The sequence below is a fragment of the Paenarthrobacter sp. 4246 genome, from assembly GCF_040546855.1.
Classification (GTDB): Bacteria; Actinomycetota; Actinomycetes; order Actinomycetales; family Micrococcaceae; genus Arthrobacter.
In genome coordinates this window covers 26,910-41,947 of sequence record NZ_JBEPOP010000001.1, presented here as the reverse complement: position 1 = coordinate 41,947, position 15,038 = coordinate 26,910, and the positions used below count along the sequence as shown (strand labels likewise).

Annotated in this window: 17 protein-coding genes; 8 read left to right on the top strand and 9 right to left on the bottom strand. The window is 63.5% G+C overall.

Features of this window, described 5'->3' with window-relative positions:
* Positions 1 to 20 precede the first annotated feature (20 nt).
* The 4 genes from ABIE35_RS00205 to ABIE35_RS00190 are packed head-to-tail and all read left to right on the top strand — an operon-like array spanning position 21 to position 1,928.
* Positions 21 to 545 carry a universal stress protein gene (locus ABIE35_RS00205; protein ID WP_337339382.1) on the top strand — a complete coding sequence of 175 codons (525 nt, stop codon included), beginning with the start codon at positions 21 to 23 and terminating at the stop codon, positions 543 to 545.
* Positions 532 to 975 (top strand): fluoride efflux transporter FluC, encoded by a 444-nt coding sequence (locus tag ABIE35_RS00200; protein WP_354511876.1) that lies wholly within the window; start codon positions 532 to 534, stop codon positions 973 to 975. The genes ABIE35_RS00205 and ABIE35_RS00200 overlap by 14 nt, the downstream gene beginning before the upstream one ends.
* Complete coding sequence (gene crcB / locus ABIE35_RS00195) at positions 972 to 1,343, top strand: fluoride efflux transporter CrcB (RefSeq protein ID WP_207594173.1); 372 nt, start codon at positions 972 to 974, stop codon at positions 1,341 to 1,343. Before ABIE35_RS00200 ends, crcB begins: the two co-directional genes overlap by 4 nt.
* Before the next feature lie 54 nt (positions 1,344 to 1,397).
* The gene (locus ABIE35_RS00190; RefSeq protein WP_207594172.1) at positions 1,398 to 1,928 is read left to right on the top strand and encodes a ferritin; all 531 of its coding nucleotides are present in this window, start codon (positions 1,398 to 1,400) and stop codon (positions 1,926 to 1,928) included.
* A 35-nt stretch (positions 1,929 to 1,963) separates the two neighbouring features.
* Here ABIE35_RS00190 and zapE read toward each other — a convergent pair whose 3' ends face one another.
* The 4 genes from zapE to ABIE35_RS00170 all read right to left on the bottom strand — a co-directional run bounded on the left by zapE (position 1,964) and on the right by ABIE35_RS00170 (position 5,099).
* Positions 1,964 to 3,070, bottom strand: coding sequence for a cell division protein ZapE (gene zapE, locus ABIE35_RS00185; RefSeq protein WP_354511874.1), 1,107 nt, complete (start codon positions 3,068 to 3,070; stop codon positions 1,964 to 1,966).
* A gap of 62 nt (positions 3,071 to 3,132) precedes the next feature.
* Positions 3,133 to 4,128 (bottom strand): magnesium/cobalt transporter CorA, encoded by a 996-nt coding sequence (gene corA / locus ABIE35_RS00180; RefSeq protein ID WP_354511872.1) that lies wholly within the window; start codon positions 4,126 to 4,128, stop codon positions 3,133 to 3,135.
* Between the two features lie 10 nt (positions 4,129 to 4,138).
* A complete protein-coding gene (locus ABIE35_RS00175) occupies positions 4,139 to 4,564 on the bottom strand; it encodes a DUF1761 domain-containing protein (RefSeq protein ID WP_354511870.1) in 426 nt (141 codons plus the stop codon).
* 10 nt (positions 4,565 to 4,574) lie between these two features.
* Positions 4,575 to 5,099, bottom strand: a complete 525-nt coding sequence (locus ABIE35_RS00170; RefSeq protein ID WP_354512335.1) for an Lrp/AsnC family transcriptional regulator — start codon at positions 5,097 to 5,099, stop codon at positions 4,575 to 4,577.
* Positions 5,100 to 5,272: 173 nt separating this feature from the next.
* Here ABIE35_RS00170 and ABIE35_RS00165 point away from each other — a divergent pair, with 173 nt between their 5' ends.
* Positions 5,273 to 6,508, top strand: coding sequence for an MFS transporter (locus ABIE35_RS00165; protein WP_354511869.1), 1,236 nt, complete (start codon positions 5,273 to 5,275; stop codon positions 6,506 to 6,508).
* Positions 6,509 to 6,527: 19 nt separating this feature from the next.
* Here ABIE35_RS00165 and ABIE35_RS00160 read toward each other — a convergent pair whose 3' ends face one another.
* From ABIE35_RS00160 to ABIE35_RS00150, 3 genes are all read right to left on the bottom strand, one after another.
* On the bottom strand, positions 6,528 to 7,034 hold the full coding sequence (locus ABIE35_RS00160; protein ID WP_354511867.1) for an Lrp/AsnC family transcriptional regulator: 507 nt from the start codon (positions 7,032 to 7,034) through the stop codon (positions 6,528 to 6,530).
* Positions 7,035 to 7,096: 62 nt separating this feature from the next.
* Positions 7,097 to 7,735, bottom strand: a complete 639-nt coding sequence (locus ABIE35_RS00155; protein WP_354511865.1) for a TMEM175 family protein — start codon at positions 7,733 to 7,735, stop codon at positions 7,097 to 7,099.
* 31 nt (positions 7,736 to 7,766) lie between these two features.
* Positions 7,767 to 8,963 carry an MFS transporter gene (locus ABIE35_RS00150; protein ID WP_354512334.1) on the bottom strand — a complete coding sequence of 399 codons (1,197 nt, stop codon included), beginning with the start codon at positions 8,961 to 8,963 and terminating at the stop codon, positions 7,767 to 7,769.
* A 157-nt stretch (positions 8,964 to 9,120) separates the two neighbouring features.
* Between ABIE35_RS00150 and ABIE35_RS00145 the strand changes: the two genes are divergently transcribed.
* Complete coding sequence (locus tag ABIE35_RS00145) at positions 9,121 to 10,095, top strand: LysR family transcriptional regulator (RefSeq protein WP_354512333.1); 975 nt, start codon at positions 9,121 to 9,123, stop codon at positions 10,093 to 10,095.
* On the opposite strand, the gene ABIE35_RS00140 is transcribed toward ABIE35_RS00145, so the two are convergent.
* Positions 10,070 to 11,113 carry a nitronate monooxygenase gene (locus tag ABIE35_RS00140; RefSeq protein ID WP_354511863.1) on the bottom strand — a complete coding sequence of 348 codons (1,044 nt, stop codon included), beginning with the start codon at positions 11,111 to 11,113 and terminating at the stop codon, positions 10,070 to 10,072. The genes ABIE35_RS00145 and ABIE35_RS00140 overlap by 26 nt on opposite strands.
* Before the next feature lie 41 nt (positions 11,114 to 11,154).
* Between ABIE35_RS00140 and ABIE35_RS00135 the strand changes: the two genes are divergently transcribed.
* Positions 11,155 to 12,093: an N-acetylglucosamine kinase gene (locus ABIE35_RS00135; protein ID WP_354511862.1), complete on the top strand. Its 939-nt coding sequence runs from the start codon at positions 11,155 to 11,157 to the stop codon at positions 12,091 to 12,093.
* A gap of 61 nt (positions 12,094 to 12,154) precedes the next feature.
* On the opposite strand, the gene ABIE35_RS00130 is transcribed toward ABIE35_RS00135, so the two are convergent.
* Positions 12,155 to 13,186 (bottom strand): pirin family protein, encoded by a 1,032-nt coding sequence (locus ABIE35_RS00130; RefSeq protein ID WP_354511860.1) that lies wholly within the window; start codon positions 13,184 to 13,186, stop codon positions 12,155 to 12,157.
* A gap of 50 nt (positions 13,187 to 13,236) precedes the next feature.
* Here ABIE35_RS00130 and ABIE35_RS00125 point away from each other — a divergent pair, with 50 nt between their 5' ends.
* Positions 13,237 to 15,033 (top strand): glycoside hydrolase family 35 protein, encoded by a 1,797-nt coding sequence (locus ABIE35_RS00125; protein WP_354511858.1) that lies wholly within the window; start codon positions 13,237 to 13,239, stop codon positions 15,031 to 15,033.
* Positions 15,034 to 15,038 lie beyond the last annotated feature (5 nt).

Genomic DNA, 15,038 nt, shown 5'->3' with positions numbered 1-15,038 from the left:
CCGCGCCGTAGACTTTCCTTGTGACAGAGACTCCCGCCCCGCGTTCCGAGGCCTCCACCAGTGCGGCCGGCCCCATCCTGGTAGGCGTCATGCCGGGGCAGCATCCAGTGGTCCTCCAACAAGCAGCGACTGTGGCGGCCAGTGCCCGGCTGCCGCTGGTGTGCGCCTATGCAGACGTCACGGTGTACCCGGTGGACGGCAGCACCGGAGGGCCGGCAGCGCCGATCGATCCGGACGGCATTGATGCGGATCTTCACAGGATCCCCGAATCGCTGGTGCAAACCCTTCATGACCACTTGGACGGCAACGGCGTTGAATGGTCGCTGGTCCATCTGGCGGGGGAACCCGCCCGCGCTTTGGCCCGTGAGGCTGAGGACATTGGAGCGTCCATGATCGTGGTGGGTACCCGGGAGCACAAACTGGCTGCTGCATTGAAAGAACTGACGGCAGGCTCGGTGGCACGGCACCTGTTCCACCGCCAGGCCCGGCCGGTGCTCGTTGTTCCCGTCAATCCCAGGGTCCCCACTGACGATGACGACGACTGAGGCCAATAACCCCGTCCACCTCCATTGGGGATTCATAGCGATCGTGGCAGCCGGGGGGATGTTCGGAGCACTCGCGCGGTACGGTCTGGGGCTGCTCATCCCCGCGCCCGGCGCGTGGCCGCTTCCCACCTTGGTCATCAACCTTTCGGGTGCTCTGGTGTTGGGCGCGCTGTTGGAGGGACTTTCACGCCGGGGGCCCGACGTCGGCAATCGCCGGGTCCTGCGGCTCGCCTTGGGCACGGGTTTCCTGGGCGCCTACACCACCTACAGCACGCTGGCCCTGGACGCGGTGCACCTGTTCACCGCTGGAGCTGCTCCAGCAGCTGCGGGGTACCTCGCTGCGAGCCTAATGGGCGGGGCTGCCGCTGCCACCGCTGGAATTTGGCTGGGCGCCTGGCATCACCGGCGGGCAACCGGACGACGCTCGTGACAGTCATCCTTCTTGCACTGGCCGGTGGGCTGGGTGCGGCAGTGCGGTTTGTGGTGGACGGGTTCGTCCGTGCACGCCTGAAGACTGCCTTCCCATGGGGGACCGTCATCATCAATATCTCGGGCTCCCTGTTGCTGGGTTTCCTGGCGGGCCTGGTCATGCGTGGCCAGGCACCGGAGTCCTTGTTGCTCATCCTCGGTACGGGCTTCCTAGGGGGTTACACCACCTTCAGCACCGCCAGCCTTGAGACCATCCGGCTCGTTCAAAGCGGGCGTACAGCATTGGCGGTCATCAACGGCTTGGGGACCATGGCAGTCAGCGTCGTGGCGGCCGCTGCGGGTGTGTGGATCAGTCTGCTGCTGCCCTGAGCAGTGGCGAATCTCACCACCGGAACCGGTATTGTCCGCCTGTAGGATCGAGCCATGGCTAAGAAGACTTTCAATGAGCTGTTGTCCGCCCAGGTTGCGAATGAGTTTGCAGCCTCCCAGCAATACATCGCAGTGGCTGTGTACTTTGATGGCGAAGACTTGCCGCAGCTCGCCCGGCACTTCTACCGTCAGTCGCTCGAGGAGCGAAACCACGCCATGATGATGGTCCAGTACATGCTGGACCGCAATGTGCACGTTGAGATCCCGGGCATCGCCCCTGTCCGCAACAACTTTTCCAACGCCAAGGAGCCCATCGCGTTGGCGTTGGAGCAAGAAAAGGAAGTCACACGCAACATCGAAGAGATGTTCCGCGTTGCCCGTGCGGAGGGAGATGCCTTGGGCGAGCAGTTCATGCTGTGGTTCCTGAAGGAGCAGGTTGAGGAAGTTGCTTCCATGACCACGCTGCTCAACATCACGGAACGGGCCGAGAACCTCTTCGACATCGAGAACTACGTCGCCCGCGAAACGGTCGGCGATGGCGGCGACGATGCCAGTGCACCGTCCGCCGCCGGCGGTGTCATCTAAGGCCGGACCCTTACCATGCTGTGGCCGTCGGAAGCTTAGCTTCCGGCGGCCTCTTCACTGTGGACAGCACTGTCCACGCCATCGTGCTGCTCTGACCGTCCCAAGAGGGACAACCGACTCGCTATCCGCGCCAGATCCACCGGCAAAACCGAAAGATCACCGCCGGATGCGTCGATGTCCCATTCCAACGGTCCCTCGCCGACCAGGAACAGCGTGATGTCCTGGTCGTGCAGCACGTCCACCACATTGCTGAACCGCTGCCAGGAGGGCGCCGATGCCGAATCGTTTCCTGCAGGGGAGGGAACGTCGTCGATCACCCACGTTTTATAGGTCTCCGCCAACACCAGGAAATCCGCTGTTGAGGTGAGCCCACCGCAGAGCTCCTCGAAACCGACCCAGAGCACATCGGGGTCGGAGTTCCTGACCACAATCGGCTGGGTTGTCGGTTGCAAAACGCGGCCTTGGGATGGTGCCGGCCGGAAGAGGCCGAGGCGCCCCAGTTGTCCGGGCGTGCCGGGGGAGACGATTCGACCTGAGCGGAACGCAGCGGACCCTTCGGCAGGAGCAGTTCCAGCGGCCGGAAAGCGGCGGAAATCCGTGGGCCCCCCGATCTCCACGATGTCCATCATCTCTTTGATGGCCTCGATGGTGGGCAGGAAATGGTCGTGCCATAGGGGATTGGGCAGGAGGTTGTCCGGGGCGTAGTTCGAGGTCACCACCAGGGGGATGCGGCGCTGTGCAGCAGACCGCAACAACCGGGCAATGAACATGCCATCACCAACATCATGGACATGGAATTCATCGAAGAACAGCACCTCGATGCCATCCAACAACGCATCTACGGACTGCTGGATGGCAGTTCCGCTGCTGGCCTCGACGCCGTGGGTTCCCGCATGGAGCCTGCGGAAAAAGTCGTGGAAGTGGACACGGCGTTTCCGTGCGTCAAGCCGTCCGTAGAAGCTGTCCATCAGCCACGTCTTGCCGCGGCCCACCGGTCCGTGGAAGTACAGGCTCCGCGGCACCTTCCGGGAAAGTGCACGACGACGGCCCGTCAGTTGGGCGCCGAAGGCGGCCAACCGTTCGGCTGCTTGCCGCTGACCGGGCTCAAGCGCGAAACCCGCCCGTCCGGCGTCGTGCTCCATCCCCGCGAGTAAAGCGCGCAGTGTGTCCCGCGAAGAGCGGGGCACAGGCCTCGGGAGAGGCGTCACAGCCAGCCTTTGCGTTTGAAAATGACGTACATGAGCAGGGCTGCACCAAACATGAGCCCCACCGCCAGGGGATAGCCAAAGTCCCAATGCAGCTCAGGCATATGGTCGAAGTTCATCCCGTACACGCCCGCCACGAAGGAGGGGGCAAAGAGAATGGCAGCCCAGGAGGAGATCTTTTTGACTTGCTCGTTCTGCGCGGCGCTGGCTTCGTTCTGGCGGTTTGCAGTCAGTGTGCCATCCAGGGTCAGGGCGTTCTGCAACAGATCCCGGAAGGAGTTCACGCGGGAGATGACGCGCTGGACGTGGTCTTCGACGTCGCGGAGGGAGCGCTGCAACTCAATGTCCACGCCATACTTTTCGAATCCCTTTTCCAAAAGCGCCATCATGTCCGGGAGGGGCTGGATGGCCCGTTGGAACTGGATCACTTCACGGGCAAGCTCGTAGATGCGGCGCGACACAGTGCTGTCGCCGCCGAAGAGCTGGTCTTCGATCTCATCGATGTCGTTCTCAAGACCTGCCACTACCGGCGCGTAGTCATCCACCACTTGGTCCAGGAGCGCGTAGAGCACGGCTTCGGGCCCATGGCAGAGAAGGTCCGGACGTTTCTCCAGCCGGTGGCGGACCCGGGCCACTCCACCGGTTTCGGCGTGCCGGATGGTCACCACAAAGTTTGGTCCGGTGAAGATGTGCAGCTCGCCGAACTCCACCGTCTCGGTTTCATCGAGGTACCTGGCTGGGCGGAGGACGGTAAACAGGTTGTGGTCGTATCGCTCAAGCTTGGGCCGCTGATGCGCGGAGACGGCGTCCTCCACGGCGAGCTCGTGGAGGCCGAATTCCTGGGCGACGGCGGCCATCTCGTCCTTCGTGGGCCGATACAAGCCGATCCAGGCCATGCCGCCGTGTTCCGCCAGGGTCTCAAACGTCTGCTCGAGGCTGTGCGGGGTGGCTGTGCGGACGCCGTCTACGTAGACGGCGTTATCAATGATGGTCACTGGTTGAACGCTACTGCATGGCTCCGATGATGGCGCCCGCAATGGTCATGGCCGCGATGTCGTGGCCGGAATCGATGACAGTCACCGCGAAGGGGCGCCCGGCGAAGCCGTTGTGGATGACGTGGCCGCCGACGCGGACTACCAAGGCCAGGATCAACGCGAAGAATCCGCCGGCCCAAAAAGTGTTGAGTTCCAGCGCGCTGATGAGGACCGCCAGGAGAATGCTTGTCAGCGCTGCGGCCACCATCATGGGAACCCAGATGCCGGCGCCGCCCTCAATATTCTTGAGGTCGTCTTCGGTTTTGTTGATCGCTTGCATCCACCTGCGTCCGAAGGCGGCCGGCATGTACCAGACGAAGCCGATGACCATGCTTGAAACGAAGGCCAGAAGTACAGCGAACCAGTTGATCTGGGAGATGTGTGAGAGCCAATCCATTCCTGAAATCCTAGTCGGTTCGGACCTGTGACCCGGGGCTCTGGCTCTCCTGCCTTGGCCGTGTTGGCGCCGCAGACATCCTTTCGATCAGTGGTTCGGTCCGGTAGGGGATGTGCGTATGCAGGGCCAACACCGTTTCCGTCCGGATCACGCCTTTGGTGCGGAGGACCGATCGCAGTGCCGACTGCAGGTTGTGGGTGTCGGTTGCCACTACCCGGCACCACAGATCGCCCCGGCCAGAGATTTCGTGGACCTCCAGGACCTGGGGAATCAGGCGCAGCGCGCCAATGACGCCGTCGAGTTCGCGGTGGGTGACTTCAATCGTCACGAAAGCGACGACGTCGTACCCCACCTTTTCGAGGTCTACCTCCCGGCCAGCGGCGTGCAGCACTCCGGACCGTAGAAGGCGCTTGACCCGGCTCTGGGCAGTGTTGCGCGCAATGCCCAAGGTGTCGCTCAGCTCGGCGATCTGGACGCGGGGATCCTTGATGAGTTCCAGGAGGATCTTCAGGTCCATGGGGTCGAGGGTGTTCAAATGGTCACTCCAGCTCACTTAGCTTGTTTGAGTTTGAGTCTTTTGCTCAATTCTCAAACTATTGCAGCATGTTCAGATCAACTCTGCTGCATTCTGTTGCCACCAATACTTAGTCGGACTGCGCTTCCCACAAGGAACCAACCAGGCCGGCCACCGAGCCCGAAGGCATGGAAATGACTGTCTTGAGCGAACTCCGCATGCGTCCGGTTACCGCCGACCGCTGGGGATGGGATGCCTCCACCACCGCCAGGCTGGTCTTGACCGGCGTCGTCATCTTTACCCTGCTGGTGGGCGCCAACCTGGCCACTCCGTTGTATCCGTTGCTGCAGGCCAGGCTCGGTATGACATCGGTGGACGTGACAGTGGCTTTCTCCAGCTACGTCCTTGCACTGGTGGGTGTCCTCATGGTGGCGGGCCACTGGTCGGACCACATCGGGCGTCGGGCGGCGCTGGTGTTGGCTGTCCTGGTCGGTTTGGCGGGTGGTGTGATCTTCGCGAACGCGGACACGCTGGTTGCCTTGTCCGTGGGGAGGGCCCTCCAGGGGGTGGCGGTGGGGCTGGCGACCGGAGCCAGCTCAGCAGCTTTGCGTGAACTGTTGCCCCAGAGGCCTGAGTGGGCCTCCCGATTCACTTTGCTTTCCTCGGCAGGTGGTGTGGCGGCAGGTCCCGCAATCGGCGGCCTCCTGTCGCTCTTGCCGGACCCCACGCGCACCCCTTACTACGTCCATTCGGCGGTATTGATAGCTGCCCTTATTCCCCTGTGGCTCCTCAAGGCCAGGCCGGCCATCGCCCCGGCGGAAGGCCCGAAGCCCCTCAGGGTACTGGCCCCGCGCAAGCCTTCCATCTCCCGTGATGCCCGCGGAGCCTTCTGGATGGCTGCTGCCACCGGGTTCCTCAGTTTCGCGGTGTTCGGCTTCTGCCTATCACTGGCACCGGGGTACTTCGCCAGTGTGGTCCATGCAGACTCGCGGCCGCTGATCGGCTTGCTGGCAGGAGTCACCTTGGGCGCCTCGGCGCTGAGCCAGCTTTTGGGTACCCGTGGCCGATTTGTTGTCCCCGTGGCCTTGGCGGTCCTGGGTGTCTCGGTTGTCCTGGTGGGAGGTGCGGCCTCCTGGTCAAGCCCGTGGTTGCTGGTGGCCGCGAGCATCACGGCAGGCATGGGTCAAGGCATTGCGTTCCGGCAGGTCTTCAATGAAGTTGCCGGACAGGTTGAGGCTTCCCGCCACGCTCAGGTCATCAGTACCGTCTACGTCATCACGTACCTGGGAAGTGCCGTTCCGGTGATCGGGCTGGGACTGGCTGTCTCGGCACTTGGGCTGCAGGCCGCCGTCGTGGGTTTCACGGTCCTGTGCGGCGTTGCGGCGTTGACACTCGCGGCCATCTCGCTGCGGAGCGCAGCGCGTTCCTGATCTGCGCCGCTTATCCGTTCTACTCCGGCAGCGGTCCGCGGTTGCCCGGGATGTGCTGGAAGACCATGGTGGTTTCCGTGTGGCCTACCACGGGATCCGTGGCGAGGTTGTCCAGGAGCCAGTTGCGGAGGTCGTCGGTATTGGCGACGGCGATGTGCAGTAAGTAGTCAACGGAACCGGTGGTGTGGAATGTGGAGATCACCGCCGGAAGCTTCGGAACGCGGGCCGTGAAACGGTCGATCTGATCGCGGTCATGGGCGCGGAGACGGACGGCGATGAGGGCCTGGACGGAGCGGCCGATGGCCGGCAGGCTCAACACGGCCTCAAAGCCTTCGATGATTCCACGTTCGGAAAGAGCCCTGGTCCGCATGAGGGCCGTGGAGGGGGCGATCCCCACAAGCTCTGCCAATTGCTTGTTGGAGATCCGGGCGTCATCCACCAACGCTGCGAGGATTCGTTCGTCGATCGCGTCCAGCGGCTCGGCGCCGCCCGTGCCTGACCGAACATTCTTCGTGGGGTTGCTCACGGATCCTCCTGAAATTGCCTGTCATCCATCCTAATTGGTGAATTCTTCAGGTGACTATCGTTTCACTGGTGCGTTGCGCGGCGGACCCGTAGCCGGTCCAGTCGTTGGAGTGGCTCACTGAGCAGCATCAGGAGCAGGGGCCAGTTGCCTGCGCCAGGAATGGCAACGGCCAGAACCAGGGCCGACAGGAAGAGCCCGGAAACGATGCCGCTGGCTCGAAGTCCCGACACCGATTCCGCATCACCCATGGTGTGGAGGTCGGGATGGGACCGCAGGTACGCGCGGGCCAGGAGGAGCATGAGGCTGGTGGCAAACAGGGTGCCGATGTAGATCAGGGGTTGGGCCCAGTCGTAGGGCATCTGGGTGGAGAGCGATGTAGCGACCGGCATTGCCACGATGGTGAACATCCAGGCCACTGTCAGCCACAGCAGGCCCGGGTCAACGTGCTTGACGCTGCGGAAGAGCTTGTGGTGGTGCACCCAGAACACGGCAATGAGGACAAAGCTCAGCACGAAACCAAGCAAAGCGTACTGTTCTTTCGCCAACCATTCGGCCGTGGTGCCGTTGTGGTCTGCAAGCTCACCCACGCTCTCCATCAGCGGAAGGATCAACAACGTCAAAGCAATCGCCACCACGGCATCCGTAAACGCCTGCAAACGCTCCGGTGACGACAGTTCCCGGTTTTTCGTGACCTGTGTCATGCCTCCGATTCTAGGGGCAGGCGGCTGGAAATCAGCGGGGTTGGCGTGGCGTGCGGTGCACCATCAAGGTCACTGCCGCCGTCGTGCACGAAAGGACGATGACGCTCAACGCCAAAGCCGGCCAGCCAAACGCCTGGAAGGCCAGGCCGCCGGCCCAGCCGATCACGCTGGAGCCCAGGTAGTAGGACAGGTTGTACAGGGATGCCGCCTGCGCCCTGCCCGTAGTTGCGATGGCACCCGTCCAGCCAGAACCAACGCTGTGCGCGGCGAAGAAGCCGCCTGTGAAAACCACGAGCCCGGCGAGGGTTGCTGCCAGGTTCTCCACCAGGGTCAGCGCCAGCCCCGCGGACATGATGGCAATTCCGGCCACCAGGACGTTGCGCCTGCCAAACCTCGTGGTCAGTCCTGCGGCCCACCGTGAGCTGACAGTGCCGGACAAATACGCCAGGAAGATCAGGCTCACTACAGTGGCAGGAAGCCCGAACGGCTCTGCGTGCAGTCGAAACCCCAGGTAGTTGTACACCGCTACGAAGCCGCCCATGAGCAGGAAGGCCTGCAGGTACAACGACACCAGTTTGGGGTTGCTCGAGTGCCCTTTCAGGGTCTTGAGTGCGCCCCGAAATCCCAGCGCCGGGGCTGGACTGAAGCGTCGCTGCCTGGGTACAAGTATGAGGAACAAGACGGCGGACACGGTTGCCAGCAAGGAGACAGCAAGGGCCGCGGCACGCCAGCCCCAGAGCTCGCCCACTGGGCCGGCCACCAGACGCCCGGCCAAGCCGCCCAACGTTGTTCCGGCTACATAGGTCCCGGCGGCTAAAGCTGTGTGGACCTTGGTCACTTCCTCGTTCAGGTACGCGATGGCTATGGCGGGGATGCCGCCCAAAGCCATTCCTTCCAACGTGCGCAGCATCATCAACAACGGCACGGTGGGCGCCAAGGGAACCAGCAGTCCCAGCAGTGTTGCCACGGCGATGCCAATGGCCATGGCGCGCACGCGGCCGATCCTGTCCGCCACGAACGACCACGGCAGGACGGTGATGGCAAGGCCAACGGTGGCAAGGGAGATGCTGAGCGCGGCCTCGGCTGCAGTGATCTTGAGGTCGTTGGCCATGAGGGGCAGGACAGCCTGCGTCGAGTACAGCTGGGCAAAGGTGGCTACCCCTGCCAGAGCCAATGCCGCGAGGATCCGGCTGTACCCGCGGGAACCCTTGGCGTGGCCGTCCCACATTTCTGCGCTGCCGGTGGCGATGGTGTTGGTCACCCGGCAAGAGTAGGGCGGCAACAACTCAGCATTCCAATGCATGGGTTGCCTACAATTGATGCATCAGAGCATGAATCAATGTGAAGCCCCCCCGATACCGGGCTTCCGACGAAGGGGGAACTCCATCGAGCCGGACCATCATCAGCTCATTCAGCTTCTTCCGCTCCTGCCTGTCCTTGCTGAACTGGGCCGCACGGAACACATGACCGAAACCGCCGAGATCCTTGGCGTCCCACAGTCGACAGTGAGCCGTGCCGTGGCCAGGGCCAGTGCGATCGTAGGGGCGGACCTGCTGATCCGCGACGGCCGAGGCATCCGGCTCACCGCCGAGGCCAGAACACTGCTGCCCTACATCGAAGCAGCACTGGAGAATTTCCAGGCCGGGCTGGACAGGGTCAGGCATGAGTCGGACGTGGTGAGGGGCCGCATCGGCGTGTCCTTCCAACACACGTTCGGAGAGGCGACGCTTCCGCTGCTCATCAGCGCGTTTCGAGGGCGCCACCCCCATGCGGTCTTCGAACTCTGGCAAGGTCCCCGCGACGATTGCCTGCAGCAGTTATCCAGCGGCGGGATGGACTTTGCGCTGACCGCACCGATTGCGCCGGAAGGCAAAGGCATCCGGTCCCTTCCGCTCTACCGGGAGCCACTCAGGGTGGTCCTGCACTACCTGCACCCCCTTGCCGGGCGGGCCAGCGTGCACCTTTCAGAATTGCGCCACGACCCTTACATCACGCTTCCAGCCGGGGTTGGCCTGCGGGCTCTGGGCGAAGCACTCCTGCGTGAGGCCGGCTTCCGCCCGCGGATTGCCTTTGAAGTCCAGGAATCCACCTCAGCCCGCGGGCTGGTTTCTGCGGGCCTGGGGTTCAGCATCCTTCCCCCCGCGGGTCCCGGGTCAGGAACGGGCCAGTTCCTTCCCAAAGCCGAACTTGGACTGGTTGAAGTGGCCATCGAATCAGACCTGGCGTTCCGACAGATCGGCCTCGCCTGGAGGGAGAGAAGCTTCGAACCGGACGCTGTGCGGCTCTTCCGTGAACTGGTGGTCGCCGAGGGCGGGGAACTGCTGGCGGAACTCGTCAGAGCCCGTTCAGGTACTCCCTGACCACGTCCGTCGCGGAACCTTTCCGTGCACGCTGCCAGCCGGTCCCCGCCCAGAGATTCAGGCGCTGCGGATCGCCGGCCGCGGAGGAGGCCGCCCGGACCGGTGCCGTGAGGTGATGGATGGCAGGGTAGCCCTCGGGTGCGTCCTGATGGTCACGGACGAATTCGTTGACCAGCGAGCGTGCCGAACGCCCGGTAAAGGCCCGGGTCATGGCGGTTTGTGTGAACACGGGGTCGCCCAAGGCGTCCTTGTGTGGTTGCCGGGCACCGCTCTCGTCGGTCCGAACCAGGGCGGTCCCGATTTGGGCCGCTGACGCCCCGGCCGCCAGCACCTCACGTAGTCCGCGGCTGTCCATGACGGCCCCCGCCGCGATCAGGGGAAGTCCGACGGCGGCACGCACCTGGGCGACCAGTTCCGCCGTCGTCCGGGCTGCCGGGGTTCCCGCTGTTTCCGGGGAGCCAGACAGGAAGGCAGCCGTGTGCCCGCCCGCAGAAGTGTGCTGGACGGCGAGGGCGTCCGGACCCTCTTCAACGGCAGCCAAGGCCTCGGAGACGGTGGTCACGCTGGAAATAATGGTCGTTCCGGCCTTCCGCAGCGCGGTCACCACCTGTTTGCCTGGAAGGCCGAAAGCGAAGCTGACGAACTCCACCGGGTCTGCGAGGAGGGCGTCGATCTTGTTTTGCCAGGCGTCGTCGTCATCGAGCCGCAAGGGAGGCAGGGTCACGCCGTACCGGGCGGCCTCTGGCTCCAGTTCTGCCCGGTAGGCCTCAAGCCTTGCCACTGCCTCCGAACCGGGTGGGAGCTGGCGTGGATCGGGTACGAAGACGTTCATGCCGAAAGGGATGCCGAGGGACCTTGCCGCAGCGATCTCGGCGCTCATGGCCTCTGGGCTCTTGTAGCCGGCCGCGAGGAAACCCAGGCCACCACCCTCATGAACGGCCCGAACCAACGCCGGCGTTGAGGTTCCGCCCGCCATGGGAGCGGCAATAAACGGTGTGTTGAACAGGGGATGTGGCATGGACAGTTTCTCCTCCGGACGCTCCAAGCTAGTCTTTCACGGTGAACAACCTTGACTCTGCCCAGCATTCCCCTGCCTCTTCGGAGGCCTTGAGTGGAACGGTCATCGGGCTCGATATCGGCGGCACCAAGACCCGTGGCGTACGGTTCCAGAATGGCGCGCCCGTCAGTGATGAGAGCGCCGGAAGTTCCAATGTGCAGAACGTCAGCAGGGAACAGGCAGCAGCCAACCTCGCCGAACTGTTCGGCAAAATCGGTGGCGGCGAAATTGACGAAGTGTACGCTGGCGCCGGCGGGATCGATACCGAGGAAGACGCCCAGGCGCTCGCAGACCTGATCGCGCCTCATGCGCCAGGGGCCCACATCACCGTGGTTCATGATTCCCGACTCCTGTTGGCGGCCGGCGGCGCGAGTGCGGGCGTTGCCGTCATTGCCGGTACCGGCTCAGCCGCGTGGGGAAAGAACGACGCCGGGGAAGAGGCCCGGGCGGGTGGCTGGGGCTACCTCCTGGGCGACGAAGGAAGTGGCTATTGGCTGGGGCGTGAAGCCGTTCGACACAGTCTGAGGCGAATGAACCAAGGCCTGGAGCCGGATGCGCTCAGTCGTGCGCTGCTGGATTCGTGCGGAGTGGAGGAACCCGGCAAGCTGATTGCCATGTTCCACTCACCGGACACCGGCCGCCGCTTCTGGGCACAGCAGGCGAGGCTGGTTGTTGAAGCCGCCGACGCCGGAGACGGCATCAGCAAGGCCATGGTGGAACAGGCTGGCAGGGACCTCGCTGACCTGGCCCGGCAAGCCATTCGCCAGCTGGGAATGGATGGTCCGGTAATCCTTGGAAGCGGTCTTGGCATGAACGTCCCGTTGCTGCAGGAAGCGTTCAAGGCCAAGCTGGCTGAGGACGGGATTGTGGACGTCCGGATTCTTCAGCAGGACCCTGTGTTCGGCGTGCCGCGGTTGGTGGCCGAGCAACGCCGCTCGTAGGAGGTTTTGTACAGCCGACGTCCCTAAAACGTCTCAATGAGGGCATCAGCTGTACAAAAACTCAGCTGCGGGTTCTCGGGCGCAGCTTGACTCCGGGGAGCGGTGGCGCGGGTATGCGGCCTGCTTCAGGCCCGGCGTCGGGACCGTGGCCTTTGACGAAGCCGAAGCGTGAGGCGGCGGCAGCAGCGTCGTCGAGCAATCCCTCCGCCTCCCATTCCTCGCGGGCCAGTTCCACTTCTTCGTGGGTCCGGCCCACGAAGTTCCACCACATGAGCAGGTCCTCGCCGAACGGCTCGCCGCCCAGGAGCATGAAACGGGTGTCCGGCTCTGCTTCCACGGCAAGGCTGGTCCTGCCGGCGCCGAGATAGGCCAGCGGCCCGGCCACAATGTCCTGACCGTCAATCACCACGTGACCGTCCAGGACCAACACGGCGTGTTCGAAGTCCGGTCGCAAAGGGAGATCCAAGGATCCCGTGCCCGTGATGTCCACTCCGACAATCGGGCTGAACATGGTGGCAGGGGAGCGTTGACCGGCAAATTCGCCCACCATGACGGTGGCGGTGAAACCTTGGCCCGCAGCTACCGGCAGGTCCCGGACCTGTTCGAACGACGGCGCGCGGTGGCGATGCTCTTCGGGCAACGCAACCCACAGCTGCAAACCGCGGGAGATGGGGATTTCCTCCACCAGCGGGCTCGAACCCGCTGCTGTGGTGGCGGGCAGGACGGAGAACTCGGAGTGCGAGATTCCGTGGCCCGCAGTCATGATGTTCAGCTCGCCGGGCCGGACCACCACATCGCTGCCAACGCTGTCACGGTGACGGACGGCGCCTTCGAGGGGCCACGTGACCGTTTGCAGTCCACTGTGCGGGTGGGGGAGGACGCTCATGGCCACCCTGTCAGGGCCGAAACTATCCAGGAAGCACCAGGCCCCTACGGTGGGCAGCCCACGTTGTGGCAGCGTCCGGAAGACGTTCATCGCGCGGACTCCGCCCAGGGGCACCTCACGTTCGGGCCATAGTTGAACGCAAGGCCCTTGACCTTCGTGGGCTGCCGGGCAGACCTCTTGCGCCGGGGAAGTATCAAGATTGGTCATGTGTTCATCACCTGTGCATAAATGTTGGAAATTGAGCTAATCTGTTCCGTGTGAACAACGCCCTCTTGAGCTACCACGACGCCGTCCTTTACCGTTCGGGTGAACCGTATCGTATCCTCGCCGGAGCCATCCACTACTTCCGGGTACACCCGGATCTGTGGCAGGACCGCCTGCGTCGACTCAAGGCGATGGGCGCCAACACTGTTGACACTTATGTCGCCTGGAACTTCCACCAGCCTAAGCGCGGTCAAGAACCGGACTTCAGCGGCTGGCGGGACCTGGGACGGTTCATCGACCTCGCAGCGGAAGAAGGGCTGGACGTCATTGTCCGGCCTGGGCCCTACATCTGTGCCGAGTGGGATAACGGCGGCTTTCCCGCGTGGCTGACCGGTATTCCCGGCATCGGCCTGCGATGCATGGATCCGGTCTTCACTGCGGCGATCGAGGAATGGTTCGACCACCTCCTGCCTATCGTCGCGTCGCGCCAGGCCTCGGTTGGTGGGCCGGTGGTGGCCGTGCAGATCGAGAATGAATACGGCAGCTACGGCGACGACCACGAGTACATCCGGTGGAACAAGCGGGTTCTGGAGGAGCGAGGCATCACCGAACTGCTTTTCACGGCCGACGGCGGCAACGACTACTTCCTCGACGGAGGGTCGATCGAAGGGACATGGGCCACCGCAACGCTGGGAAGCCGGGGCGATGAAGCCATAGCCACCTGGCAGCGACGCCGTCCCGGAGAGCCATTCTTCAACGTTGAGTTCTGGGGCGGCTGGTTCGATCACTGGGGCGAACTCCACCACCGCCGCGACGCCGAAGATGCCGCAGCGGAAGCACGCAAAATGCTTGACCTTGGCGGTTCACTCTGCGCCTACATGGCTCACGGCGGGACCAACTTCGGCCTCACTTCCGGCAGTAACCACGATGGCACCATGCTCCAGCCCACGGTCACCAGTTACGACTCCGACGCCCCCATCGCGGAAAACGGTACACTGACGCCCAAGTTCCACGCCTTCCGCAGGGAGTTCTTCCGTGCCCAGGGTATTGACGACCTGCCCGAACTCCCCGTCGGGTTACTGGCTGACGCACCCGTTCTTCCGGCCCAAACACTGCCGCTATCCGGTGCCCCGGAACTGTTGGGGCTCCTTCGAAACCCAGGAGCGGCCGTCAGCAGTGTCAAGCCCCTAAGTTTCGAACAACTGGGACTCGACGCCGGCTTGGTCCTGTACAGCGCGGAGGCCATCCTGCCGGGACAATCAGGGAGGCCCACCGAAAGCCGGCTGAAGATCACCGGCCTGAACGACCGCGCCTATGTATGGGTGGATGGCGACTTCGCCGGTGTACTGGATGATGTCACCGCAGCGGAAGGACTGGTTGTTACGGGGACAGGGGTCTCCGCCCGGCTTGAGATTCTGGTGGAGAACCTGGGACGCATCAACTATGGCCCAATGACAGGTCAGGGGAAGGGCATTCTGGGTGGCGTCCTGATCAACCAGCGCTATACGTTCCACTGGACGCAGACTCCGGTGGCATTGACGGACTGGAAGCAGGAACACCTGGAAGCACTGGCCGGAGCTGACTTCGAGATTGGTGAGCCGGCCGACACGTACATCGCCTTGCCGGATTCCGGGAAGGGCTTCGTCTGGCTCAACGGCTTCCTGCTCGGCAGGTACTGGGAGAAGGGGCCACAAGTGACCCTCTACGCACCCGCTCCGTTGCTTAAGCACGGCAAAAACAGCATCAAGGTGCTGGAACTTGGGATGCCGGGGACCGTCGTCGAACTTCGTGAAGCGCCTGATCTGGGACCCGTCGAAGCCGGGCCCATCGCGGCGGCCGAACTTCCCTAAGGGAT